The organism is Halorubrum rutilum (assembly GCF_042665015.1).
GTDB lineage: Archaea > Halobacteriota > Halobacteria > Halobacteriales > Haloferacaceae > Halorubrum > Halorubrum rutilum.
On the sequence record NZ_JBHTBL010000008.1, the window covers coordinates 303,475 to 327,651 of the forward strand.

General features: G+C 66.8%; 23 protein-coding genes and 1 pseudogene. 10 read left to right on the plus strand and 14 right to left on the minus strand.

Features of this window, described 5'->3' with window-relative positions; translation table 11 throughout:
- Positions 1–26 precede the first annotated feature (26 nt).
- The gene (locus ACFQMF_RS10725) at positions 27–476 is read right to left on the minus strand and encodes a pyridoxamine 5'-phosphate oxidase family protein (RefSeq protein ID WP_256409236.1); all 450 of its coding nucleotides are present in this window, start codon (positions 474–476) and stop codon (positions 27–29) included.
- A gap of 255 nt (positions 477–731) precedes the next feature.
- On the opposite strand from ACFQMF_RS10725, the gene ACFQMF_RS10730 reads away from it, so the two are divergent.
- The 3 genes from ACFQMF_RS10730 to ppk1 all read left to right on the plus strand — a co-directional run bounded on the left by ACFQMF_RS10730 (position 732) and on the right by ppk1 (position 4,275).
- Positions 732–1,187, plus strand: a complete 456-nt coding sequence (locus ACFQMF_RS10730; RefSeq protein ID WP_256409237.1) for an arsenate reductase/protein-tyrosine-phosphatase family protein — start codon at positions 732–734, stop codon at positions 1,185–1,187.
- 178 nt (positions 1,188–1,365) lie between these two features.
- Positions 1,366–1,737: a hypothetical protein gene (locus ACFQMF_RS10735; RefSeq protein WP_256409238.1), complete on the plus strand. Its 372-nt coding sequence runs from the start codon at positions 1,366–1,368 to the stop codon at positions 1,735–1,737.
- A 132-nt stretch (positions 1,738–1,869) separates the two neighbouring features.
- Positions 1,870–4,275, plus strand: coding sequence for a polyphosphate kinase 1 (ppk1, locus tag ACFQMF_RS10740; protein WP_256409239.1), 2,406 nt, complete (start codon positions 1,870–1,872; stop codon positions 4,273–4,275).
- Positions 4,276–4,340: 65 nt separating this feature from the next.
- Here ppk1 and ACFQMF_RS10745 read toward each other — a convergent pair whose 3' ends face one another.
- The 7 genes from ACFQMF_RS10745 to ACFQMF_RS10775 form a co-directional block, all read right to left on the minus strand.
- Entirely contained in the window at positions 4,341–5,024 is a 684-nt protein-coding gene (locus ACFQMF_RS10745; protein WP_256409240.1) for a metallophosphoesterase family protein, read from the minus strand.
- A gap of 136 nt (positions 5,025–5,160) precedes the next feature.
- Positions 5,161–6,186 carry an AbrB/MazE/SpoVT family DNA-binding domain-containing protein gene (locus tag ACFQMF_RS10750; RefSeq protein ID WP_256409241.1) on the minus strand — a complete coding sequence of 342 codons (1,026 nt, stop codon included), beginning with the start codon at positions 6,184–6,186 and terminating at the stop codon, positions 5,161–5,163.
- 2 nt (positions 6,187–6,188) lie between these two features.
- Positions 6,189–6,860: a phosphate signaling complex protein PhoU gene (gene phoU, locus ACFQMF_RS10755; protein ID WP_256409242.1), complete on the minus strand. Its 672-nt coding sequence runs from the start codon at positions 6,858–6,860 to the stop codon at positions 6,189–6,191.
- A gap of 4 nt (positions 6,861–6,864) precedes the next feature.
- Positions 6,865–7,800, minus strand: coding sequence for a phosphate ABC transporter ATP-binding protein PstB (gene pstB / locus ACFQMF_RS10760; RefSeq protein ID WP_256409243.1), 936 nt, complete (start codon positions 7,798–7,800; stop codon positions 6,865–6,867).
- A gap of 6 nt (positions 7,801–7,806) precedes the next feature.
- Complete coding sequence (pstA, locus tag ACFQMF_RS10765) at positions 7,807–9,435, minus strand: phosphate ABC transporter permease PstA (protein ID WP_256409244.1); 1,629 nt, start codon at positions 9,433–9,435, stop codon at positions 7,807–7,809.
- Positions 9,435–10,568, minus strand: coding sequence for a phosphate ABC transporter permease subunit PstC (gene pstC / locus ACFQMF_RS10770; protein WP_256409245.1), 1,134 nt, complete (start codon positions 10,566–10,568; stop codon positions 9,435–9,437). The genes pstA and pstC overlap by 1 nt, the downstream gene beginning before the upstream one ends.
- 159 nt (positions 10,569–10,727) lie before the next feature.
- The gene (locus ACFQMF_RS10775) at positions 10,728–11,966 is read right to left on the minus strand and encodes a PstS family phosphate ABC transporter substrate-binding protein (protein WP_256409246.1); all 1,239 of its coding nucleotides are present in this window, start codon (positions 11,964–11,966) and stop codon (positions 10,728–10,730) included.
- Positions 11,967–12,162: 196 nt separating this feature from the next.
- Between ACFQMF_RS10775 and ACFQMF_RS10780 the strand changes: the two genes are divergently transcribed.
- The 3 genes from ACFQMF_RS10780 to ACFQMF_RS10790 all read left to right on the plus strand — a co-directional run bounded on the left by ACFQMF_RS10780 (position 12,163) and on the right by ACFQMF_RS10790 (position 15,295).
- Positions 12,163–13,101, plus strand: a complete 939-nt coding sequence (locus tag ACFQMF_RS10780; RefSeq protein ID WP_256409247.1) for a coiled-coil domain-containing protein — start codon at positions 12,163–12,165, stop codon at positions 13,099–13,101.
- 143 nt (positions 13,102–13,244) lie between these two features.
- Positions 13,245–14,084: a hypothetical protein gene (locus tag ACFQMF_RS10785; RefSeq protein WP_256409248.1), complete on the plus strand. Its 840-nt coding sequence runs from the start codon at positions 13,245–13,247 to the stop codon at positions 14,082–14,084.
- A 155-nt stretch (positions 14,085–14,239) separates the two neighbouring features.
- Positions 14,240–15,295 (plus strand): PAS domain-containing sensor histidine kinase, encoded by a 1,056-nt coding sequence (locus tag ACFQMF_RS10790; RefSeq protein ID WP_256409249.1) that lies wholly within the window; start codon positions 14,240–14,242, stop codon positions 15,293–15,295.
- Between the two features lie 173 nt (positions 15,296–15,468).
- Here ACFQMF_RS10790 and ACFQMF_RS10795 read toward each other — a convergent pair.
- The 4 genes and pseudogenes from ACFQMF_RS10795 to ACFQMF_RS10810 form a co-directional block, all read right to left on the minus strand.
- Positions 15,469–15,830, minus strand: a pseudogene (locus ACFQMF_RS10795) (arsenate-mycothiol transferase ArsC).
- 351 nt (positions 15,831–16,181) lie between these two features.
- Positions 16,182–17,030: an ABC transporter permease gene (locus tag ACFQMF_RS10800; protein WP_256409250.1), complete on the minus strand. Its 849-nt coding sequence runs from the start codon at positions 17,028–17,030 to the stop codon at positions 16,182–16,184.
- Positions 17,027–17,707, minus strand: a complete 681-nt coding sequence (locus ACFQMF_RS10805; RefSeq protein ID WP_256409251.1) for an ABC transporter ATP-binding protein — start codon at positions 17,705–17,707, stop codon at positions 17,027–17,029. The genes ACFQMF_RS10800 and ACFQMF_RS10805 overlap by 4 nt, the downstream gene beginning before the upstream one ends.
- Before the next feature lie 218 nt (positions 17,708–17,925).
- Positions 17,926–18,348 carry a low molecular weight phosphatase family protein gene (locus ACFQMF_RS10810; protein ID WP_256409252.1) on the minus strand — a complete coding sequence of 141 codons (423 nt, stop codon included), beginning with the start codon at positions 18,346–18,348 and terminating at the stop codon, positions 17,926–17,928.
- A 385-nt stretch (positions 18,349–18,733) separates the two neighbouring features.
- Here ACFQMF_RS10810 and ACFQMF_RS10815 point away from each other — a divergent pair, with 385 nt between their 5' ends.
- Positions 18,734–19,231 carry a hypothetical protein gene (locus ACFQMF_RS10815; protein WP_256409253.1) on the plus strand — a complete coding sequence of 166 codons (498 nt, stop codon included), beginning with the start codon at positions 18,734–18,736 and terminating at the stop codon, positions 19,229–19,231.
- Positions 19,232–19,723: 492 nt separating this feature from the next.
- Here ACFQMF_RS10815 and ACFQMF_RS10820 read toward each other — a convergent pair whose 3' ends face one another.
- A complete protein-coding gene (locus tag ACFQMF_RS10820) occupies positions 19,724–20,584 on the minus strand; it encodes a hypothetical protein (protein ID WP_256409254.1) in 861 nt (286 codons plus the stop codon).
- 109 nt (positions 20,585–20,693) lie between these two features.
- Complete coding sequence (locus ACFQMF_RS16300) at positions 20,694–20,912, minus strand: DUF7511 domain-containing protein (RefSeq protein WP_425492670.1); 219 nt, start codon at positions 20,910–20,912, stop codon at positions 20,694–20,696.
- 369 nt (positions 20,913–21,281) lie between these two features.
- Between ACFQMF_RS16300 and ACFQMF_RS10825 the strand changes: the two genes are divergently transcribed.
- From ACFQMF_RS10825 to ACFQMF_RS10835, 3 genes are all read left to right on the plus strand, one after another.
- Entirely contained in the window at positions 21,282–21,590 is a 309-nt protein-coding gene (locus tag ACFQMF_RS10825; RefSeq protein ID WP_256409255.1) for an amphi-Trp domain-containing protein, read from the plus strand.
- A 142-nt stretch (positions 21,591–21,732) separates the two neighbouring features.
- The gene (locus ACFQMF_RS10830; protein WP_256409256.1) at positions 21,733–22,851 is read left to right on the plus strand and encodes a nicotinate-nucleotide--dimethylbenzimidazole phosphoribosyltransferase; all 1,119 of its coding nucleotides are present in this window, start codon (positions 21,733–21,735) and stop codon (positions 22,849–22,851) included.
- Entirely contained in the window at positions 22,848–24,176 is a 1,329-nt protein-coding gene (locus ACFQMF_RS10835; RefSeq protein WP_256409257.1) for a cobyrinic acid a,c-diamide synthase, read from the plus strand. Before ACFQMF_RS10830 ends, ACFQMF_RS10835 begins: the two co-directional genes overlap by 4 nt.
- Position 24,177: the final 1 nt, after the last annotated feature.

Genomic DNA, 24,177 nt, shown 5'->3' on the forward strand with positions numbered 1-24,177 from the left:
GCCGTTACCCGTCGACGACGCGAGCGTCACCCCCGCCCGACGGCGCGGCCGGCCCGGTCGCGGGCTTCGAGCGCCCAGACGTTCGGGTCCTCCCGGAACTCGTACTCGGTGAGATGGGTCGCCTGATAGGCGTTGTCCGCCATCGCCTCGCGCGCGGCGTCCCACTCCCCCGGCGCGATGCGGTCGATCGGGCCGGCGACGATCGCGCTCCGCCACGACCCGTCGGGATCGACGTCGAACGCGGCGAAGCTCGCGACCTCGGACTGCGCCGCGTACGTCGCCTTCCGGAGCTCGTCGGTCCCGCCGAGGAAGGCGAAGTACAGCGTGTCGTCGCCGTCGTAGCCGAACGACAGCGGCACGCCGTAGGGAACCCCGTCGGCGCTCATCGAGAGCACGCCGACGCCGATCTCCGTCAGGAACTCGTCGACGGCGGCGTCGTCCATGTCGGTGCCGAGCAGCGCTTGGTACCGTGTCATACAGTAGCGGGACGCACGCCGGACGGAAGTAGCCGGACGCGGTTTCTCGCCCGCTCGAAACGCGGGTCGGCGCCGCGACGGACGCGATCGGGGGTTCGCGGCCGCGCGGGGACGAGCGCGTCGCCGCGGCGCCGGTCGCGCTCGCCCCGAACCGCGTCGGGGCTCGGTAACGCTCGGTAGCGCTCGGTAACGCCCCGTAACGCTCGGGAGCGGTCCCGAGTAACGGTTATAGTGGTATCCCCCGGATACCGACTCGTGAGCAACCACAACGGTCGACCGGACCACCGGGTCGCGTTCGTCTGCGTGCAGAACGCGGGACGGAGCCAGATGGCGGCGGCGTTCGCGGCGCGCGAGCTCGACCGTCGTAACGCGGGCGATCGGGTCGAGATCGTCACCGGCGGGACGCGGCCCGCCGACCGCGTTCACGGCGTCGTCGTCGAGGCGATGAGGGAGGTGGACATCGACCTCGGCGGTCGGACGCCGCGAGAGGTGACGCCCGAGGAGCTGCGCGCGGTCGACCTCGTCGTCACGATGGGCTGTTCGGCGTCGGACGTCTGCCCGGCGACGTGGAACGGCGAGAGCCGCGACTGGGGGCTCGACGACCCGCACGAGCGTCCGATCGAGGACGTGCGCGCGATCCGCGACGAGATCGAGGGCCGCGTCGGCGCGCTGTTCGACGAGCTGCTGTCGGAACCGGCGGACGCGGAGTGAGGCGGGGATGGGCGGGATCGGGGCACCACCCGTCGACGAGACTCGACGCGTTCACCGGCCTGCTCGGCAGCCGCGTTTTCGAGACGCGAGATATCCGTATTTGTTGATCAGAGTCCTATATATCTGAACATACCAGTATAAATCGGGATTCTTGTACCCGCGCTCTGTGGGCGTAATTATGCCACGTGCCGTACTCCTCGCCTGTCCGGTATGCGACGCCGTGCTGGCGATCAGAAGTAAGCGGGCCGAGGTTTCGAAGCGATCCCTTCGTGCGACCGCAAAGCGCCACCTGATCGAACACGAACTCATTGAGTCGAAGGCCGCGATTCGGAAGCACGCGGTGGCCGCAAACGCCGTCGAAGTGATCGTCTCCCCGGAGGAGTATCAACGGCTTCCCGTCGACGAGTGGACGGACCGCGACGCGGCGGGGATCCCGGACGACGCGGTCAGTGGCCACGAGTTCGGGAGCGACGGGGTCGGGTCGTCGTCCGACCCGGCCGTCGAGACCGGCTCGCCCCGCTCCGCCTCCAAGGAGGGACCCTCGCAGTGAGGGTCGCGGAGCGACCGCTGGGCGTGCACCCGACGACAGCTATCCGGCGTGAATCGAGACGACGAGGCAGGTTACACCTCGCGGACTCCGGGACCGATTCAAACGGCCGCGTATCGCTTGGAGGGCGTCGCGGTGAGTGAACGCAATCTGACCGACCCCGACTACTACCTCAATCGGGAGCTCTCCGAGCTCGCGTTCCAGGAGCGCGTCCTTCGCGAGGGGATGGACGAGCGGAACCCGCCGCTCGAACGGCTCAGGTTCCTCGCGTTCTTTACGAAGAACACGGACGAGTTCTTCATGAAACGCGTCGGCGGTCTCAAACAGCAGATCGACGCCGGCGTGACCGAGACGACGGCGGACGGCCGGACGCCAGAACAGCAGTGGACCGAGGTGCTCGAGAAAGCGCGGCCGCTCTTTCGAGAGCAGTCGGAGTACTGGCGGACCGTCCTGCGACCGGCGCTCGCGGACGAGGGGATCGAGATCCGCACCCCCGACGAGTTGCAGGCGGACACACAGGAAAAGCTGAGCACCCACTTCGAGGAGTCCATCCTACCCACCCTGACGCCGCTCGCGTTCGATCCGGCGCACCCGTTTCCGTTCATCTCGAACCTCTCGCTCTCGCTCGCGGTGCTCTCGTCGAACGACACCGACGAGCCGACGTTCACTCGGATCAAGATCCCGCCGAACCAGCCCCGGCTCGTAACCGTTCCCAACGCGGGCGGGCAGTACGTTCTCATCGAGGACCTCATCGAGGCCAATCTCGACCTCCTGCTCCCCGACCTCGAGATCAGCGACGTGTCCAAGTTCAAGGTCACCCGGAACGCCGAGGTGCGGCGCGACGAGGAGGTGGCCGAGGACCTCATCGACATGGTTGAGGAAGTCCTCGAACAGCGTCGCTTCGCGACGGTCGTCCGCCTGGAGGTCGACGACGACATGCCCGAGGAGTCGCTCTCGATCCTGAAGACACAGCTCGAAGTGGACGACAGCGAGGTGTTCCACCGGAGCGGTCCGATCGACTTCGAGGACTTCTTCGAGCTCGTCGATCTCGACCGTCCCGACCTCAAGCCCCCGGAATGGACCCCGAAACCACATCCTCGACTGGGATCGGTGACGAGTGACGGCCAAGACGGGACGAACGATATCTTCGAAGAGATTCGAGCGGGCGATATCCTCGCGCATCACCCGTATCACTCCTTCGAAGGGACGGTCCAGCGGTTCCTTCACGCGGCGGCGAACGACCCCGACGTGCTCGCGGTGAAGGCCGCGATCTATCGGACCGCGAGCGACTCGAAGGTGATCCAGAGCCTCATCGACGCCGCCGACAACGGGAAACAGGTGGCGGTGATGGTCGAGCTCAAGGCCCGGTTCGACGAGCGGAACAACCTCGAATGGGTCCGACAGCTCGAAGAGGAGGGGATCCACGTCGCCTACGGGACCGTGGGGCTGAAGACGCACACCAAGACGGCGCTCGTCGTTCGACAGGAGGACGACGGCGTCGAGCTCTACTCGCACGTCGGCACCGGTAACTACCACTCGGGGACGGCGAAGGGGTACTCGGACCTGGGGCTGTTGACCGCCGACCGGGATATCGGGTTCGACCTCACGAAGGTGTTCAACTTCTTCACCGGACCGACGCTCGACGACCGCTTCCGGAAGCTCCTGATCGCGCCCGTCACGATGCGGGAGCGGTTCACCGAGATGGTCAGGCGAGAGGCCGAGCACGCCCGGGCCGGTCGGCGGGCGCGAATCGTGGTGAAGGTGAACGGGCTCGAAGACCCCTCGATGGTCGAGGAGCTGTACCGGGCCTCGATGGCCGGGGTCGAGATCGACCTGATCGTCCGGGACATCTGTCGGCTCCGACCCGGTATCGAGGGGGTAAGCGATAACGTCACTGTGCATTCGATCGTCGGCCGCTTCCTCGAACATGCCCGGATATTCTATTTCGAGAACGGGGGTGAACCCCGGTGGTATATTGGGTCGGCCGATTGGATGACTCGTAACCTCGATTATCGCGTCGAGGCGGTCGCCCCCGTCGAGGCCACGGAGCTCCGAGAGCAGCTCCGGTTCATCCTGGAGGCCTCTCTGAGCGACAACCGCCGTCGGTGGGTGATGGGGAGCGACGGGAGTTACGAACGGGCCCCGGCCGACGACGGACCAGTACGAGATGTCCAAGAGGCGCTGATGGCGGCCACGGAGACGGCCCTCGACCGCGGGTACGGACCCGGGATAGCGGTCGATCCGGACCTCGTCGAGGAGGAACTGCTCGTCGAGGACGTCGGAGAGGAGGAGCCGGACGCTGACTCCGCGGACCCCGACGAGATCGCTCCCGATGACGACGGTGGGCGACCGCGTTCGGACGGCGGGGACGCGTCCGTCTTCGACGCGTACGCCGAGCGCTGGTATCGTCCGGATAGCGACACGTACGGCTGGGCGGTCCGGACGACCGACGGCGAGCGACGATACTTCAGGACGCGGGACGGGGCGCGCCGTCGGCTGCGGGCGGAGTACGACGACTCCGAGGACCGAGACGAGGAGTGAATCGCCGGCGTCGTCGTCGCTCCGCTTCCGTGGAGACGGACTCGACCGCAGGCCGGTGAGACCGCTCAGGCGGGGTCGACGACCTTCGAGCTGGCGCGATCCTGATGGGTCTTCGACGCGACGGTACGGAACTCGTCGTTCCGGTAGTCGTACGCGGTGAGCTCGCCGCCGTAGACGCAGCCGGTGTCGAGGCCGACGGCGTGTTCGCGGTCCACCGGCCGATCGTGGACCGTGTGACCGAAGAAGACGCGGTGCGGTCCGTCGTAGTCGTCGTACCAGAACGGCCCGTCGTACCCGTCGCCGTGCGGGGAACGCATCGTCAGCAGCTCGTCGGCGGTGTGGTCTTCGAGCGACCGTTCGGGGTCGACGCCGCCGTGAACGACGAGCGCGGCGTCGAACGAGATCGCGATCGGAAGCGACTCGAAGTACTCCCGGTCCCCCTCGCGGAGCCAGTCGGGGTCCTTGTCGCCGCGCAGGATCTTCTGTTCGTTGTTCCCGCGGACGCTGACGAGACGCGGGTCCGCGCGGACGAAGTCGACGACACCGGGGCTGTCGGGGCCCTTCCGCACGAGGTCGCCGACGAAGATAACGAGGTCGTCGTCGTTCAATTCGAGCCGCGCGAGGAGCCGCTTGAGAGCGTCCAAGCTCCCGTGAACGTCTCCGACGACGTAGACGTCTTCGTACCGATCGACGTCGAACCGCGCGTGACGTGCTTCGAGGTCGGCGCCGAACTGAGGTTTCGTGCTCATATGGTGGTGTTAGGGGACGCGTTCGAACACGCGTAGCCGCTCGCCCGGTTAAGCCGTTTCTAATAGCGGACTATATCGCTATGTAGCCCTCGTGGGCGCGGGTCGACCGTCGCGACGTCAGGAGGGGTCAGCGACGTTAGTCCAGCCGTTCCGGCTCCGGATCGCCTATCGGCTCCCCGCAACGGACCGCGCGGCGGAGCCCGACCTCCGCGATCCGGTCGCCGCACTCCGCGGTTCGGCGCAGTCCCCGCGAGACGCGGCGGAGTGCCGCCGTGTCTCCCTCTGCGTCGTCCAGCGTTCGATCGAAGGCGTCGAGGCGCTCTCGGACCCGTCGGAGGTCGCCGATGGCGTCTCGCGCCGCGTCGACGTCCGCGTCGCCGAGGACGACGTCCACGCCGTCGGACACGATCTCGCGGACCGCGTCGCCGACGTCGCGACACGTCTCCAGTCTCGCGTCCGTGGGGGGGTCGTCGAGGGACGCCGCCGCGTCGCCGATCGCTCCCGCGGCGTCGCGGACGCGGCCCAGTTCGCGCATCGCGGTCCACGTCTCGAACAGCTCCGAGCGGTTCTTACCAAGGGAGTCGACCTCACCAAGGTCCGCCATGCCGCAGGAGACGGAGCGTTCGACCATCGCCGACAGGCGGTCGACCTGCTCGTCCCGGGAGCCGATCGGCGGCGAGTCCGGAGGCGACGCGAGGGCGGCGACGGCGTCGCGGTGGACCGAGCGCACGGTGAACGCCAGCTGCCGGAGCGACTGGCTCACCGACACCTCCTCAGAGTCCAGCATGATCCGCACCGTCGTCGCGGCCTCCGACTCCGCGGCCACCGACACCCCGATCCGCTCGCGGGCGACCCGCTCGACGACGCGCCGGGCTTCCGGCGTGAGCGGCCCGTCGCGCTCGATCGCGACCTCCCGCGCGCCGGCCGCGTACGCCGCCCGCAGCGCGCGCTCGATCACCGCCGGGTCGCTCGACTCGATCCGGGCGGAGACCGGCGCCTCGTCGTGCGTTCGCTCCCGCGCTTGGACCGCCAACACCCCGTCGACGTGGTCGTGCAGCGTCACGACGTCGCCGGCGGAGAGGCCGTGCGACTCGGCCCACGCCTTCGGGAGCGAGACGGTGTACGTTCCGTTTCCGACGGTCTGAACCTTTCGCGTCTCCATGATCAGTAGAGCAGCTCCGGGTCGTTCTCGACCATGTACAGGGTGCGCGCCGCGATGTTCACGGCGTGGTCCGCGACCCGCTCCAGGTCTCGGATCGTCAGCAGCACGCGCGAGACGTCGTCCAACAGCCGCTCGGCGGCCCACGAGTCGTCGTCGTTCTGCGCGATCAGGTCTCGGGTGACGCTCTCGCTGGCGTGCTGACACATCGCGTCGACCTCGTCGTCGGCCTCGGCGATCGCGCGACACTCGTCGGCGTCTCGCGCCGCGTACGCCGCGAGGCTGCGTTCGAGAAGCGCGCGCGCCGCCTCCCCGATCGCGTCGATCTCCGCGTCGGGCGCGACCGTCCGCGTCGCGGCCCGCGAGTAGTTCGCGAGGTTGACGGCGAGGTCGCCGACCCGTTCGAGGTCGGTGATGATCTTGAACGAGGCGGTGACGAACCGGAGGTCGCCGGCGACCGGCTGCTGGAGCGCGAACAGGTCGACGCAGCGGTCCTCCAACCGCAGGTACGTCTCGTTTATCTCGGCGTCGCCGTCGACGACGTCCCGCGCCAGCGACTCGTCGCGGGTCTCGATGGCTTCGAGGCCCTCATCGAGCCGTTCGACGACCCGATCGCCCATCGCGAGCACGTCGGACCGGAGCTCGTCGAGCGAGTCCTGATAGCGTTCCCGGGGCATGCGATTACCCGAACTTCCCCGTGATGTAGTCCTCCACGCGCTCGCTGCGCGGGTTCTCGAACACCTGGTCCGTCTCGCCGTACTCGACGAGCTCGCCGCCCGTGAGGAACACCGCGGTCTGGTCGGAGATCCGCGCGGCCTGCTGCATGTTGTGGGTGACGATGACGACCGTGTACTCCTCGGAGAGGTCGTCGATCAGGTCCTCGATCTTCGCCGTGGCGATCGGGTCGAGCGCCGACGCGGGCTCGTCCATCAGGATGATCTCCGGGTCGACGGAGAGGCAGCGGGCGATACAGAGCCGCTGCTGCTGCCCGCCGGAGAGCCCGAGCGCGTTGTCGTCGAGCCGGTCGCTCACCTCGTCCCACAGCGCCGCGTCGCGGAGGCACCGCTCGACGAGTCGGTCGCGCTCCTCGGCGTCGCTCCGGTTCAACAGCCTGGCGAGGAGGCCCGTATCGAGGTCGCCGTGCTTCTTCGGCCCGTACGCGATGTTCTCGCGGATCGACTTCGGGAAGGGGTTCGGCGACTGGAACACCATGCCGACCCGCTTCCGCAGCTCGACGAGGTTGACGCCGTCCTGGTAGATCTCCTCGCCGTCGAGACGGACGGACCCGTCGACGTCCGCCGACTTGATTCGGTCGTTCATCCGGTTGAGACACCGGAGATACGTCGACTTGCCGCAACCCGAGGGACCGATCAGCGCCGTGACGCTCTTTTCAGGAATCTCCATCGAGACCCCTTTCAGCGCGTGGTCGTCGCCGTAGTGGACGTCGAGGTCCTCGACGGTCATCTTCGCCTCGCCGGCGAACTCGTACTCGGTCCACTCGTCTTGCGCCTGCTCGTCCGTCTCGCCGGTCGTCGTCGTGAGCGGCTGGTCGGTCTCCGTCGTCGCGGTCTCGGTCTGCGGTTCCGTCTGGGTCCGTGGGTTGGTGTTCTCGCTCATTGGTGATCAGGTGTGTCTGAGCCGCCGCCGGAAGTAGTAGCGCGTCGCGATGCCGATCGCGTAGAAGGAGAGGACGACGACGAGCAGCACGAGCGCCGTCGCCCAGCGGAACTCGTCCGCGTTGCCGACGTTGCTGCTCGCGCCGACGCCGGCCGTGATCAGCGCGTACAGCTGGTACGGGAGGGCCGAGGTGGCCTGGAGGAGCTCCGGGTTCGCGACGAACGGCGGCGCCGACGTGAACTGGAAGCCGCCGATGACGTCGGCCGTCTGGGAGCCCGGGACGAACGTCCCGCCGGCCATCGTCAGCAGGATCGGCGCCGTCTCGCCGGCGATCCGGCCGACGCCGAGGATGACGCCGGTGACGACGCCCGGGAGCGCCGCGGGGAGGACGACGCTCCGGATCGTCTGCCACTTCGACACGCCGAGGGCGGCGCTCGCGTCGCGGTACTCGTCGGGAACTGAGAGCATCGCCTCGCGCGAGGTGATGACCACGAGCGGCAGCAGCATGAAGCCGAGCGTGATCATGCCCGAGAGCAGCGACTTCCCGTTGCCGAACCGCGGGATGAGGAAGGCGAACCCGAACAGCCCGAAGACGATGCTCGGGGTGCTCCACAGGCCGTTGGTGGCGACCTCGACGACCTGGGTGAACCGGCCGCGCTCGGCGTACTCGGTGAGGAACAGCGCCGCGCCGACGCCCAGCGGGACCGCCAGCACGACCGCGCCGACGACGAGCCAAACCGTGCCGACGATCGCCGGCAGCACGCCCTGGAAGTCGTTGAACAGGGCGACGCCGTTCATGAGGAACGGAACCGAGACCGGGAGCGCGACCGACACGCCGAAGATCGACGTCGTCGGTCCGCTCCCGAGTCCGAACTCGGTGCCGTTCAGCAGGCCGGGGATTCCCTGAACGACCACGAAGGCGACGAGGATGAACAGGAAGGCAACGATGGAGAGCGCGTTCACGTAGACGAGCACGTACGCGCCCATGTGTCGCCCGCGGGCGCCGAAGCCGCCGTACGCCTTCGCCGACGCCCACCCGCCGTACAGCGCGGTGAACAGCGTCGCCGCGGGGATGAGGAACTCGGCGGTGATCGCGGCCTGCTGTTCCCAGCCGAGCTCCCACGTCCACGTCGGACCGATGATCCCGGTCAGGAAGACGAGCCCCGTCAGCGCGAGGAGGGCGCCGAGCGGGAGCGTCGATCCGAGGTCCTCGCGCGGGAGGACGGTGAGCGCGAAGGCGACGGCGCCGGTAGCGACCCCGGCGACGACGCCGACTCCCGCGCCGAGGCCGAGCGTCTGGCTCGCGACGCTGCCCCCGATCAGCACCCACGGGACGGCGGCGCCGAACCCGGCGACGAGCCCGGCGCTCGGGTCCGGATTCGTCTCGACGTAGCCGAACCGCGACCCGACGCCGAAGGCGGCCACCGCGACGCCGAGCGCCGTCAGGAGGCCGCCGAGCAGCGTCACGGTCCGGACTCCGAGCAGCGACCCGGTGAGGCTGACGCGCTCGAACATCGCCGCGACGGCGAGCGCGAACAGGACCGCCGAGAGCCCGACGGCCACCGCGGCGACGGCGTCCGTCTCGGTCGTCTCCGACTCGACCAGCCGCGTGTCGGTCCGGCCCGCTCCCGCCATCAGATCTCACCCCCCAGCCGCTTGTGCATCCGCCACTCGATGTACTGCGCGCCGATCGAGATGACGAGGACGGTGACGAACAGGATCACGCCGGCGACGAACAGCGCGTCCATCTGGAGCCCGTCGGCCTCGCCGTAGTTCCGGGCGATGATCGAGGTCAGCGTCTCCTGGCCGTAGAAGACGTTGACGAGCGGCTCCGTGAGGCGCGGGACGCCGCGGAGCATCACCGTGGCGGCCATCGTCTCGCCGATCGCGCGACCGACGCCGAGCAGGACCGCGGCGGAGACGCCGGAGAACGCCGCCGGCAGCGTGATCGAGGTCATCGTCTGCCAGTCGGTCGTCCCCATCGCCAGCGACCCGCTCTTCATCGACTCCGGGACGCTGCTCAGCGCGTCCTCCGCGACGGAGACGACGGTCGGGAGCGCCATCAGGCCGACGACGATGCCGACGAAGAGGTACGACCCCTGGCCGGTCGTCTGGAACTGGTCGGAGGCCCACGGCCCGAGCACGGTGAAGCCGATGAACCCGTAGACGATTGAGGGGATGCCGGCGAGGATCTCGACGCCGGGCTTGACGACCTCGCGGACGGTCGCGGGAGCGATCTCCGAGAGGAACAGCGCCGCGGAGACGCCGAGCGGCGCGGCGACGGCGGACGCGATGAGCGTCACCATCACCGTGCCGTGGATCATCGGCACCATCGAGTACCGGATGGGCGGCGAGACCGCGTCCCAGTTCGGCTGGATGAACATCCGGAGGCCGGGGACGGTGATCCCGTACACCGTCGCGCTCTCGTACCGGATCACCGGGATCGACTCCCGGAAGATGAACACGATGATCAGGCCGAGGATGAGGATCGTCGACACGGTCATCATCAGCGCGATGACGTACGCCGTCTCCTCCTGATAGCGGACCCAGCCGACCGCCGACGAGGCGAGGAAGGCGGCGAAGGGGACGATCGTCCAGTTCGAGACGGCGAGGAACCCGACGAGGGCGCCGAGGAGCGATAGCGCCATCACCGCGATGACCGCCAGCGCGGCCGGTTCGGTCTCGTCGACGAACCGCCTGGTTCGCCGGACCTGCTCGTCGACCGCGCTCCGGATCCGTCCGTCTCGGGGGTCTGTTACCTGTGCCATGGAGTTGGGATGAGTGGCATGTGTGTTCCGTGTGTCGTAGAAACGTCGTCTGCGTCGAAGGCGGGTTCCGAACGCCACAGGGGCGCAGGCGTCCGAGGGGAGCCGAGCCCTCGGGGAGCGCGGCGGATCCCGACAGCGCGTGACCGAAGTCCCCCGTCGTCAGGGCGTCAGCAGGTCCTCGGTGGCGACCGACGAGACCTGCTCTTTCATCGATTCGAGGTCGCTCGTCGGGAGCGGGATGTAGTTGTTCCCCTCGACGAAGACGCTCTGTCCGAACTCGTTGAGGAACATGTTGACGAACGCCGCCTCGCGCCGGTCGTACCCGCCGCCGTCGGGGTTGCTCTCCTCGATGAGGGTGTACATGTGGAGGTCGCGGTTGAGCGGGTAGCTGCTGTCGAAGATCGTGTTCTCCGCGTCGCGGCTGGTCTCGTACAGCGTGCCGTCGAAGTCGATCGCGATGGGCTGGACCTGTTCGCCGGTGAACGCCAGCGCCATGTACGCGATGGCGCCCTCGTTCTGGGCGACCGCCTGCGCGACCTGCTGGTTCTGGCCGAAGCGGGTGTCGACGCCGGGCATCGCGGCGTCGGCCCCGCCGAGCATGTTCAGCCGGAACGAGGTGTCGGTGCCGGACCCCTCGGCGCGGCCGATGGCGTAGATCTCCTGGTCGTAGTCGACGCCCTCGATCTCGTTCCAGTTGGTGATCTCGTCCTGATAGATCCCGCGGATGTCCTCGCCCGTCAGCTGGCTGACGCCGGCGTCCGCGACGTCGGAGCTGACGACGACCGGCTGCCCGTCGCGGCCGACGACGTTGTCGACGACCTCGCTCTGGGCCTTCTCCTCGCTCCAGCCGAGCTCGGCCGTGATCGGTCCGGAGGAGTTGCCGATGTCGACGAGCCCCTCGGTGACGGCCTCGCAGCCGGTCCCGGAGTGACTCAGGCCGACCGTCGTCGGGAACGGCGGCGAAGAGCGCTGGTCGGTCGGCTCGAAGCCGAACTTCGAGGCGAAGTAGTCGGCGATGAGCATGTCGTCCGCGCCGTCGGACGCGAGCGCGTTCCAGCCGGGGACCGAGCCCTCATCGTTCGCGCCCCAGTACTCGCCGTCGCTCGGCGGGGCGTTGGAGTTCCAGTACGAGCTCCCGGTGTTCGAGATGGGGTACACCGTCGAGGAGCCCTCCGCGTTGAGCAGCGCCGTGCTCGGCCCGGAGCCGCCGTCGTCGCCGTCGCTGCCGGAGTCGTCGTCCATTTCGTCACCGCCGTCGCCGCCAGATCCGCCGGAGCCGCCGTCGCCGCTCTCGCTCTGACCGCCGCAACCCGCCAGGCCGGCGGTGCCGAGCGCTCCCGAGGTGATGAGGACTTTCCGCCGCGATACGCCGCCGTCAGTCCAGTTCCGGTCTGACATCACGTGAGTCCACACCTTGCCTCACTAAAACAGCTTATAATTTTGATATATTCGGAGGTGGAGGACCACGTAGCGGTACCCCTTCTATATGCCGCCCTTTCGGCTATATACTACGCAATATCGGTATGCTGGGAACAATTCATGAATGATCGACTCTGACGGAAAGTATACCACCCCCCGTCGGAAACGGCGGGGTATGAGTGAGCCGGCGCCCCCGGAGGTCCCCCTCGACGAGCTCGTCGACGACGTCGCCGACCGGACGGGTGAAGACCCGGAGTCGGTCCGGACGTGGCTCGACCCGTTCACCGACGACGGGACCGTCACGCCCGAGGCGATCGAGGCGACCGTCACCGACGTCTCCCAGATACTCGCCACCGCCGAGACGCGGGTGGACCTCGCGACGCGCACCGTCGAGGAGGCGAACGACGCCGTCGCCGACGCCCCGGATCTGGAGATTATTCGGGTCCGACAGCGCGCCTTCGAGGAGCGGCTCGCCGACCTCCGGTCGGACGTCGAGGGGCTCGGCGAGGAGCTTTCGGGCGCGGCGAACGACCTCGACTCGCCGGTCGATGTCTACGAGGCCGCTGTCGACCTCCACGAGATAACGACCGACGCGCAGCGGATCGTCCGCGTCGCCCACGACCTCGAAACCGAGGTCGAAGCGTTCGAGGCGTGGCTCGGGTCGGCCAATCGGCGACGCGACGCGCTCGTCGACGACGTCGAGGCCGCGGAAGAGTCCGCCGAGTCCCTGGAAGAGACCGTCGAGTCGCTTCGGAATGCGGATGACCCCGACCCGGAGCGGCGGTTCGACGCCGCCGTGCAGGCGCGCGTCCTCGATGTCGTCGTCGCCGATCTCCGGACCGAGGCGGCCGGCCTCCGCGAGTGGGCGGAGCGCGAGGATAAGTCGTTCCCGGACGATGTCGAGGCGCGGATCGAATCGATCCGCGACGAGGCGGCGGCGAGCGCCTCGGCGCTGGCGGACCGTCCGGACTGGGACGATCGGTTCGAGGAGCGGCTGGACGAGCTCGACGACGCGCTCTCGGCCGTCGACCCGCCGGTCGCCTGGGGTCGCGTCGACGAGGTAATTCAGAGGGCACGCGAGGGGATCCAGGCCGACAGATCGAGCGGGGACTGAGGACGGGTCGCCCGGATTGCCCCCCGATGACTCCGTTTCCGATCCGACCCCCGATCGGGGGACAGATTAGTGCAGCGTCGGCGGTGGCGATCGCAGCGCGGGGCGTCAACAGCTTCATTATCCGGTGACCACGAGAAAACGACGTGTCTCGGAGGATCTCCGCCGCGATCGCGGTCGTGTTTCTCCTCGCTCTCGCAGGGTGTGGGGGCGTCGCCTTCGACGACCACGCCCGGACAACGGACCCCTCGGCGACGGATCCGACATCGAACGCGACCGCCGTCCCCAACGAGGCGCTCGCCGACGCCGAGTTCCCGGAGGGGTTCTCCCGGTCGGAGATCGAGATCGCGACGGCCCGCAGGCAGTCGATCGCGTTCCTCCGGACGGAGCCGGTGTCCGGGGTCGCTCTCGAACGATTCCGTCCCGGCGCGTACGCCGACTACCAGTACGAAGCGAGCGCGACGCGGGCCCGGTTCCGTCTCGACGTGCACAACGGGTACGCCGACGTCAGTCAGAGCGACGTTTACGTCGAGTCGAACGTTCGACACAGCCGTAGCGGGCGGAACGGGCAGGCCGCTTTCGAGGCGACGAACGGCTCGGTCGACGAGACCCGGTTCCGCGCGGCCGACTCGATGTGGGCGGTGGTCTCCAGGATTCTGACGATCGGCGAGTTTCGAGCGGTCCGGGTCACCGAGAACGCTGGCGAACGCCGCATCCGATACGCGATCACCGACGTCGCCGTCCGGAACGCGACCGACGTTCGGGGATATCTGACCGTGGGCGAGGACGGGGTCGTTCGAGAGGCTCAACTCCTGTACGACCAGGGCGGCGAGCCCAAGCGGTTCCAGTACAGCGTCACGTCTCGGTCGGCGAGCGGCGTCGCACCGCCTGCGTGGCTCCCCGCCGCTCGCGCGAATAGTCGCTTCGAGCCCGGATCTGAGGCGAACGGGGGATCGACGGTCGACGCAACGAACGATAGTCGGTAGGTTAGGATCCGCGGGTAGCCGAGACCCCGTCATTCGGGCTAACCGGAGCGAGTAAATGACGAGCGCACCGCACGACCGCTAGCCGGTTCGATAGAGGAGTATATATCTCTCATAGTAAGGGTAAAGAGCCGTACCGCTCGCTTTCATCCCGTCGTATGTCCTCAAAAAAGTCGGTGGCGCTCCCGTCGGAATACGACACACTATACCTCGGTATCGGACTGTACGACCCGAGCTCCGGAGATATTCTAGATGCGAACGAACGGTTGGAACGGATACTCGGATACCCCCTCGATACGCTACGCAGGCTCTCGGTGGACACGTACACAGCGAACACGTATCCGCAGTCGGCGTCCGAGTTCCGTGACCGGCTCCGGACGAGCGCCGACGGCGACCCGCAGCGGTTCATCTGGCGGGCCAAACGCGCCGACGGCGAGCTCATCTGGCTTCAGCTGCATGTATCTCAGCAGCGCTTCTCAGAGCGGGACTGCGTCATCGTCGAGGTCCGGGATATCACCGATCACTACGAATCGCGTCACCGGGCCGAGCTGTTCTGGCGTATCCTCCGACATAACCTCCGAAACGAGGCGGCGATCATCTTGGGGCATGCGGATCAGATCACGACACACAGTAGAGTCGAGGGGATAGCGGAGAGCATCGCTGCGATTCGCTCCCGCGGCGAAAACCTCGGTAGTATGGCCGAGTCGGTGAAAGAGATCGAACAGGCGATCACGGACGCCCGAGCGGAACACGTCCGGCAGCCCGTGCTGGCTATCGTCGATGACGTCGCCGCCCGAACGAGGTCCGAGTACCCCGCGGCGAGGATATCCGTCGACGAGCGCGAAGAGATGTGGGTCGAAGTGAACGACGCGTTCGGGTATGCGGTCAGACACGCGGTCGAAAACGCGATCGTTCACAGCACCGAACGGGTCCCGACCGTCGAGATAACGGTCGGGCCCTCACCGAACACCGGTCGCGTCGAGATCCGGATTAAAGACGCAAATCCGGCGATCCCGCCAGAAGAAATCGAGGCGCTGTTCGCACCGGCCGAGACCACGAACACGTCTCACGGATCCGGAATCGGTCTGTTCGTGATGAAGTGGTGTATCGAGTCCCTCGGCGGCGAAGTGATGTTCGACACCCGAACGCCGAAAGGGAACGTCGTCCACCTGTATCTCCCGTCGAAGCGGCCGCCCGATACGGCCGATGAATGACATCCACGGGATGACTCGAACGAGCGGCTCCGTTGAACCTCATAGACCGGAAATGAAGCGCGCGTCGAATGAGGCGGACGGAGTCAGGGCGGCCGTATCCCACCGATGGGCCCGCTGAGATCCCGTTCCTCGGACAAATTTCCCGTCTGAAACAGTCGGTTTACGAGACTTGCCTACTGCTCGGAAGCGTACTCGTCGAAGAGCGTTGAAACGCGCTGCCGGATCTCGTCTCGGATACGGCGAACCTCTTCTGATGACCGTCCGTGCGGATCGTTGAGTACCCAGTCGCGGACTTCGATGTCCGCGTCGAGTTCCAGTGTCGAACAGCCCATCGTTGCGGCGACGGTCGCGTTATTGAGGCCCGTCGTCGAGACTTTTTGTGGTACACGGTCAGAGAGGTCGATATCGATCTCCGCCATCGCTTCGATGACCTCGGGATGGACCTCCTCAGCGGGCTGTGTTCCCCCGTTAAGATGTGTACTGCGTCTTCGAGCCCGCGCCGTGAGCGTTCCCGTTCGGTAAACGCTGTCGCCATCTGACTTCGGCCCGGGTTCTGTACGCAAACGAAACCAAGCGTTACCCTCTCATCGTTCGTGCGATGTCTAGTATCAAAACAAGCATGACACTATCTAAGATTGGTATTGAGCGGTATAGAGACCGTACCGAGCGGGACCGGGGTTTAACTATCACTGAGAAGGATTTGTTGAAATCTTCAAACGGTGATATTGCTTTCGGCGGCGTGCTGAATAGAGGGCGTGAATGTGGTACGAACCGGGGCTGATTCACCGGAGAGAGGTCGGTCAGTACAGGGGATCTATCTACCGACGAATATCATCGAGATACACACATTCCGTCAGAAACCACGTACGAGATACAGCGGATATATTCATCGGAGTGACCGAAGCATCGAGAGTGCCGTCGGCTGTGACTCCTCAAAGTGTCTGAGCTGGGCAGCTTCAGTGAACGCATACCGGCCGATCAGCAGGCTCGTCGTCATACTGGTCAACCCGCCAGCCGCGAAGATCATCCCCATAATCACGAACTGGTACTGGGCGGCGTAGATCGGGTTCGCCCCACCGAGGATCATCCCTGCCATCATCCCGGGAATGTACACCAGTCCGAGCGTCCGCATCGCATCAACGACGGGGATGAGCGAGGCCCGCACCGATTCGGTGACGTGTTCGGAAACTGCCGCCTGTGGCGGCACACCGATCGCCAGTAGTGCCTCGATCTCGTTGCGGTTAGATTCGATTTCGCTTTTGAACCGGTCTAACGCCAACGAGTTCGTCTTCATCGCGTTTGCGATGATCATCCCGCCAACCGGCACGAGGTTCCGAACCGTCGATTCGATGGCTCCTGCGACGAGCATCGTCACGATTACCACTGACGCACCGAGTCCGATCGCGGTCAGCGAGACTCTGAACGCCTGTGGCACCCCGTCACCACGCTTGCGGGACTCCCACGCCGCGTACCCCATCATCGCTCCGAGAACAATCCCCGAAAACGCCAGTGGAATCGAGAACAACACACCGATGAGCGCACCCATCGCCAGAACTTGTACGAACCCGCGGGCGAACGAGCCGCCGAGCTCCCGCTCCAAATCGAGGTCACGCACGTACGACAGTCCGAGCACGACAGCCGCGAGGGCGGTGGCGGCCGCGACTTGGAGAAGTCCTTTCACTAAAACGGGATCCCGGAGTTCCGGCGGAAGCGGGAGGTCCGTGAATGGATTCATCCGAGCACCTCACGTGCGGTACCTATCGCGTGGATACGGCCGTCCACGAACCGAACGACTCGGTCGGCGATCCGGTCGACCTGTGCTTGATCGTGGGTGACGAAGACCGCTGTCCGCTCCGACGTGTCAAGTAACTCCTCTAGCAGCGCCTCGATCTCGGCCTGAGCCTGCGGGTCGAGGCTGGCAGTCGGCTCGTCCAGTAATAGCACCTCGGGGTCCATCATCAGCGTGCGGGCGATTGCGACGCGCTGGGCCTCGCCGCCGGAGAGCCCGGCGACCTCGCGGTCTGCGTAGCCGCTCAGGTCCACGCGACCCAACAGCTCCTCTACGCGACTCGGTTCGACCGATTCGCCGCGGAGCCGGGGACCGATCGTAACGTTGTCGCGGACGGTCCCGTCTCGGAGCGCCGGGTCCTGCGGCACCATTCCGACACGAGCACGGAGATCTGTCGGGACGAGCGTCCGGTAGTCTGCTCCGTCAAGGTAGACTGTGCCCTCAGTCGGCTCTTCAATCCGACACAGAAGGCGGAGCAGAGTAGATTTCCCAGCGCCAGAGGGGCCGATGATAGTGAGTGTCTTACCGGCGTGGACGGTGAGGTTAACATCGGTTATAATTTGATCGTCGCTGACGACGAACGAGAGGTGGTCCGTCCGTAGCTTCGCTGTGGTCGTGCTCATTCGTGGTTATTGAACGACTGTAGGTTGGGACTATCTGTGAACATTACGACGAGTTCAACCAACTGACTGGTCCTGTCCATGTCCGACGGTTCTGTTCTGTCGGGGTACCACTGGGGCGTGTGTCGAATTCGCGTCAGAACTGGCGTGCTACAGACAGAGGGTACATTCTGCAGCGGCAGGTGCTCGTCTCCAATAGTATCGCTGAACAATAGCCGACGTTATTCGTCACCGAAGAACTCGTCGAAGAGGTCGGTGACACGCCCCTCGATCTCGCCGCGAATCTCTCGAACGCGGTCGATGTCCTGACCATGTGGATCATCAAGCGCCCAATCCCGAACCTCAACTGAGGCGTCCAACTCCAACGTTGAGCATCCCATCGTCAGAACAACGTCACATTCGTTCAACATCGCCGTTGAGACCTCCTGTGGGACGCGGCCCGTGAGGTTGATGTCGAGCTCTTTCATCACGTCGACAACTTCAGCGTGGACCTCGTCCGCGGGATGGGTACCCCCGGTGATTATCTCCACCCTGTCCTCCAGTCCGCGGCGCTGTCGCTCCCGCTCTGCGAAGGCAGCGGACATCTGACTACGCCCGGCGTTCTGGACACAGACAAATCCGAACGTCACGTGATCATTACTCATACGCTGCCGGAGACGATGCCGAGGGATGTCGGTTTCTATGATTGCTATAGAGCGATATTGGACCCTCAATATCATACGTTTAGTGCTGTGGCTACCACTCTGAACCGACAATGAGGGCTAACCAATGGCCGATTCACACCCCGTATCCCGCACGCGACTCTGAACATCAACCGACTCTGGTAGAAGTGTCAGCAGTCAGTCTGCAAGCCCGTTCCATCGGTTGGTTCAGAATTTGGATGGAAAATAACGAGGTTCCGTTGCTGACTGCATACTCTGTATTCAGCAGCCGGTTCGTATCAATACCTGAGTATTCCAACAGAACAACCAATAAAGAATTTCGACGGAGCCCACAGATACTTTGGAACGGTCGGTCGTATCCGAACCGATGTCGCGCCGAGACGTGGCCCTCCCGCTCGTCGTCCTACTCGTTCTGACGACTGCCGGGTGTGCGGCGTTCGACGCCTCCTCGGCCGACGTGACCGTCGAGAATTCGGAGTCGTCGCGATACCAGATGACGGTCTACGTGTTCGAAGAGCCAGTGGGCGCGGGTAATATCACGTTTCAGGTGACGAACGAGACGGGTGCTAGGAAAACGGTAGGACTCGCTCGACTCGAAACTGAGGGACCGTATTTCAATCACTCCCTCGGTGGGGGGTGGAACGCGACGGAACGCCGGGTGGCCGTCCCGGCGAACGAGACGACGACGGCCTCGTTCGGCGCCTGGGAGCCCGGCGCGGCGATCATGTACGTGTTCGAAGGGATCGACGGGCGCGTGATACGGACCGATTTCGCCGAGTGTGCTTCGGACTCACTGACTCACACCTTCGTGTTCTCGGAGGGGCCTGAGAACGGATATCGAGCGCACTGTCCGCCGGCTCCGTAGAAGCCCTCGATCTCGCTGTCCTCACGGTTACACCGGACGCAAGCCGGCCTCCGAGAGATCACCGTCCGACTCGATTCCCTGTTCGGCGAGACCGCAGCCGTCACTGACCGAAGCTCGCGGCGGAGCCGAACGGACACCCGGTAGCCGCTGACGTGTATCACGGCCGTTTCGGTGGCGGGAACGGGCGGTCGGGACGCGATACGGACGTCCGACCGGTTCCGGAGGGTCCGTTCGTGCATGCGAAATGAAGGGGTTGCCGGACGCGACCGCTGTCGTTCGAGCGGTCACCAGTCCGAATAATCGCCAGACTCCGTCGGGACGGATATAGGTGTATAGAACGCTACGGAGTACGAGTTGGTGTGTTTCCCGTGGAGATCACGGCTCAAATTTACCCGAGATAACGACGCCGTAGCGTTGCGCGTTTTGACGACGACCATCCCGTTCCGTCGTCGATCCGGGAAATCGGACTGCGGCGGGTCGGAGGAAAGAACGTCAACCGCGGAGATCGGCGATCGTCTGGAACTCCGACGGGTTGCGGAGAACATCGCCGGTCGCCTCGGCGATCGCTGACCGATCGACGTACTCGATACCGTCGTTATAGATCAGCAACACGGGATCGTCCTGAAAGCTGCCGACCGGCCGGGAGGTAACGCTCTCTATCGCGACGTATCGGTTCCCGGGAAGCGTCGGCGTATCGGCGTACACGGCAGGGAGATCGTCTCCGTGTACACCGGCCAGCATATGACCGGGGGGAATCACCGTCGCCGTCCGGTATTCGAACGGCGGATTCGAAAGAATCCCGATCAGGAGATACGCGAGGTCTTCGCAGTCGCCGCGGCCGTCGACGAGCGTCTCCTCGGCGGTCCGGACGTAATCCGGAACGCCTTTCGAGTCGATATCGGTCGTGTATCCGAGGGAGCGGACGAATCCGATCGCCCGTTCGAGTCGAGCCGTTCGAGAAATCGGCCGGGCGGCGTCCTCCGTCATCAGATCGGCAGCGGCGAGACGCGCCGCGAACCGTTCGACGTCCCGGCTCGTCTTCGCCGTCTCGAATCCGCCGAGGTATCCGTGATGCTCCTGAGCCGCCTCCGAGTACGCGGTTCGGTCCAACGCGAACGTGGAGCGCCACCGTCGCTGTAGGCGGTCGGTCCACTCGTACGTCATCACGTAACGGCTCTCGGTGACTTCCCGCGAAACCAAGCCTCCCGTGCCGACTCGCGGTGGTTTCGTAGTCGCGTTCGAATCTGGTGAGACGGCGGCGTACGACTCTCGAAGTTCACTGAGGAATACGGACACACCGGCGCCGATCGCAATACGGTCAATTACCTTTTCGAGAAGGCTTCGTCGCTTCATACCCACCGTCGGGCGAGGTTAGGTGACGAAAGCGACCGCGCGGATGAAGACCGGCGAACGTCCGCGCGGGGACCGCAACGCGAATTGTAACAGTTCGTCGCGACGGCCGCTATCGATAGCATTCGGAGTTGACGACGCAGTTCGCGTCGACGCTTAGCCAAGTCGATCGCTTTGCGTCGCCGCTCGCACCGGCCGGGAACACCGTCACCCGGTCCGGGGCGGAAGGCCGTCTATTGATTTCGTGGACTAACTCGCGTCTCCCGCCGGCGGCCGACTCCTCTCCTTTCGCCTCAGTACCCACCGATGTCCGATCAGTGTCGCGGGTCATCCGTTCTACATTGGTGCCCACCCCCAGCCGCGACTTGAGCGCTTATAATAGGCGAATAGTCGGGTCGACGACGGCGTGGAGATGTATATACTCATGGGATCGGTTCCGTTCCGGTATCGTCGATCCTCGGCCGTTAGACGCGTTCGGGACCCGTCCTGTGTCGGTAGCACCTCCTTCGAGCGCCTGCGCCAGCGGTCGGGAGCGAGCCCCGAATACGAGTAAGATTCGAAGGGCGGACCGAGACGGGCGGTTACGCTTGAGAGGCCGGAGCGCAATGAGCTCCCCCGAGAGGGGCCGCGGTATCCTCACTGCTCGCTGTGCGGTGACGGTACCACACCATTTATTTAGGTCTACCTAAAATAACACGTGATGACGCAGTCCGACGCCGACGCTCAAGACGAGACGGAAAGCGAGCCGACCCTCATCAGAGAGGGCCGGGACTTCGAACAGGAGTACCGTCTGTCCGCCGCCGAGGCGGGGCGTTTCTTAGTCGAGATCGGTGAACAGCTTCAGGAGAGCGACGAGCTGACCATTACCGGTGACGAGTGGAAGCTCCCGTTCAGTTTCGGAGAGCCGGTCGAGCTCGAAGTGGAGTACGAGGGGTACGGCGAACAGGAGCTGGAGATAGAGGTCGAGATTCCCGGGCGAACCGACGAGACGGCGCCGTCCGTCGAGTGAGTCGGGCGGATACGGGAGGCGACGCCGACCGCTCTCGACCCGATCGATTAAAGTCGACTTGTCCTAACTAACCGCTAGTGGTTATCACCGACGCGGCGGCCGACGTGCGGGCTCGATCGACGCGGCGGGCCGGGGGTGTCGCGTGAGCGACGCGACCCTCGTCGTCGTCGCGGGCGCGACCGAGACGGCCGCGATCGACGGGATCAGCGCCGCAGGCGCCGACCCGACGCTCCGGCGACACACGCCGAGCGCCGACCTGGAGATCGTCGCGGACGGGCGGCCCGCGTCCGGGTCGCCGGTGCCGGTCAGCCCCTCGGGCTGCCCGACGCCGGCGGTCGTCACGCGGGCGGTCCGCGAGCTCGTCGGCCTCGGCTTCGTCGGCGTCGACGCCGGCCTCGCCGTGCCGACGGCGCCGTCGGACGCGACCGTCCACGACGCCGGCGCCGCGCCCGGCGGCGACGTCCGGGACCCCGAACCGGTGCCGGACGCGGCGTCGATCTTCGACCGGGGACGGGAGCTGGCCGGAGCGATCGCGGGGAACGGCGGCGTCACGGGAAACGGCGCGGACGCGGGCGACGCCGCCGACACCCCGAGCGAACTCCTCGTCGCCGAAACGGTCCCCGGCGGGACGACGACCGCGCTCGGCGTCCTGACCGCGCTCGGCGAGCGCCCGGCGGTCTCCTCGTCGCTGGCGGCGAACCCGCTCGCGACCAAGCGCGCGGTCGTCGGGGAGGGGCTGGCCGCGAGCGGGATCGACCCCGGCGACCGCGCCGACGACCCGGTCGACGCGCTCCGGCTGACGGGCGATCCTGTCCTTGCGGCGGCCGCCGGGCTCGTCGTCGGCGCGGTCGAGCGCGGGATCGACGTGACCCTCGCGGGCGGCACCCAGCTGGCGACGGTCGCGGCGCTGGCGCGGCACGCGGGGGTCGAGGGGCGGCTCCCGCTGGCGACGACCGCGTTCGTCGCCGACGACCCGACCGCGGACGTCGCGGCCCTCGCGGACGACCTCGACCTCGCGCTGACCGCGACCGACCCCGGATTCGACGCGAGCGACCGCCCGGGGATGCGGGCGTACGCCCGCGGCGAGGCGAAGGAGGGCGTCGGGATGGGCGGCGCGCTGGCGCTGGCCGACCGCGCCGGGGTCTCGGACGCCGCCCTCCGCGAGCGCGTGGCCGCGGTCACCGACCGACTCCTCGGCGAGCGCGGGGCGGAGAGGCGGGACGCGACGGCGACGGAGGCGAAGGGGGTCGATCCGCGATGAAGGGGGTCGTCCTCGGCGGGGTCAGCTCCGGCGTCGGCAAGACCGTCGCGGCGCTCGCGGCGATCCGGGCGCTCGGCGACGCGGGCCGTGCGGTCCAGCCGGCGAAGGCCGGCCCCGACTTCATCGACCCGAGCCACCACGAGCGCGTGGCGGGGCGCCCCTCGCGGACGCTCGACCTGTGGCTGCAGGGCGAGGGCGGGCTCCGGCGGAACTACGCCCGCGGCGAGGGCGACGTCTGCGTCGTCGAGGGCGTGATGGGGCTATACGACGGCGACGGGTCGAGCACGGCCGCGGTCGCCGAGGCGCTCGACCTCCCGGTCGCCCTCGTCGTCGACGCGAGCGCGGGGATGGAGAGCGTCGCCGCGACCGCGCTCGGCTTCCGGGCGTACGCCGAGCGCGCGGGCCGCGATATCGACGTCGCCGGAGTCATCGCCCAGCGCGCGCACGGCGGGCGCCACGAGGAGGGGATCCGCGAGGCGCTCCCCGAGGAGCTGACCTACCTCGGCCGGGTCCCGCCGAACGGCGACCTGGAGGTCCCCGAGCGCCACCTCGGGCTCCACATGGGCGAGGAGTCACCCCTCCCCGACGACGCCCTCGACGCCGCCGCCGAGGGGCTCCGGACCGACCGACTGCTCGACGTCGCGCGGGAGCCGGCGGGGGTCGCGGAGGCCGCGGGGGCGGTCGAGCCGATCGCCGCGGACGAGCCGACCGACGGCGACCGCCCCCGCGTCGCGGTCGCCCGCGACGACGCCTTCCGGTTCGTCTACCCGGCGACGGTCGAGCGCCTCCGCGAGCGGGCGACCGTCGAGCCGTTCGCGCCGACCGCGGGCGACCCCCTCCCGCCGTGCGACGGCGTCTACCTCCCCGGCGGCTACCCCGAGCTACACGCCGAGGCCCTCGCGGCGAGCCCGGCGCTCGACGACATCGCGGCCGCGGCCGCCGAGGGGGTCCCGGTGCTCGGCGAGTGCGGCGGGCTGATGGCGCTCGCGGAGTCGCTGACGACCGTCGAGGGCGAGACGCACGCCATGGCGGGCGCGCTCCCGGCCGACGTGACGATGCGCGACCGGTACCAGGCGCTCGACCACGTGGCGCTGCGGGCGACGCGGGACGCGCCGACCGCGTCGGCGGGCGAGACGCTGCGGGGCCACGAGTTCCACTACTCCGACGCCGACGTCGCGAGCGACGCCCGGTTCGCCTTCGACGTGGAGCGCGGGACCGGGATCGACGGCGAGCGCGACGGGCTGATCGAACACCGAACGCTCGGAACGTACTGTCACGTCCACGCCGCGAGCGGGGCGTTCGACGCGTTTCTCGACGGGCTCTGAT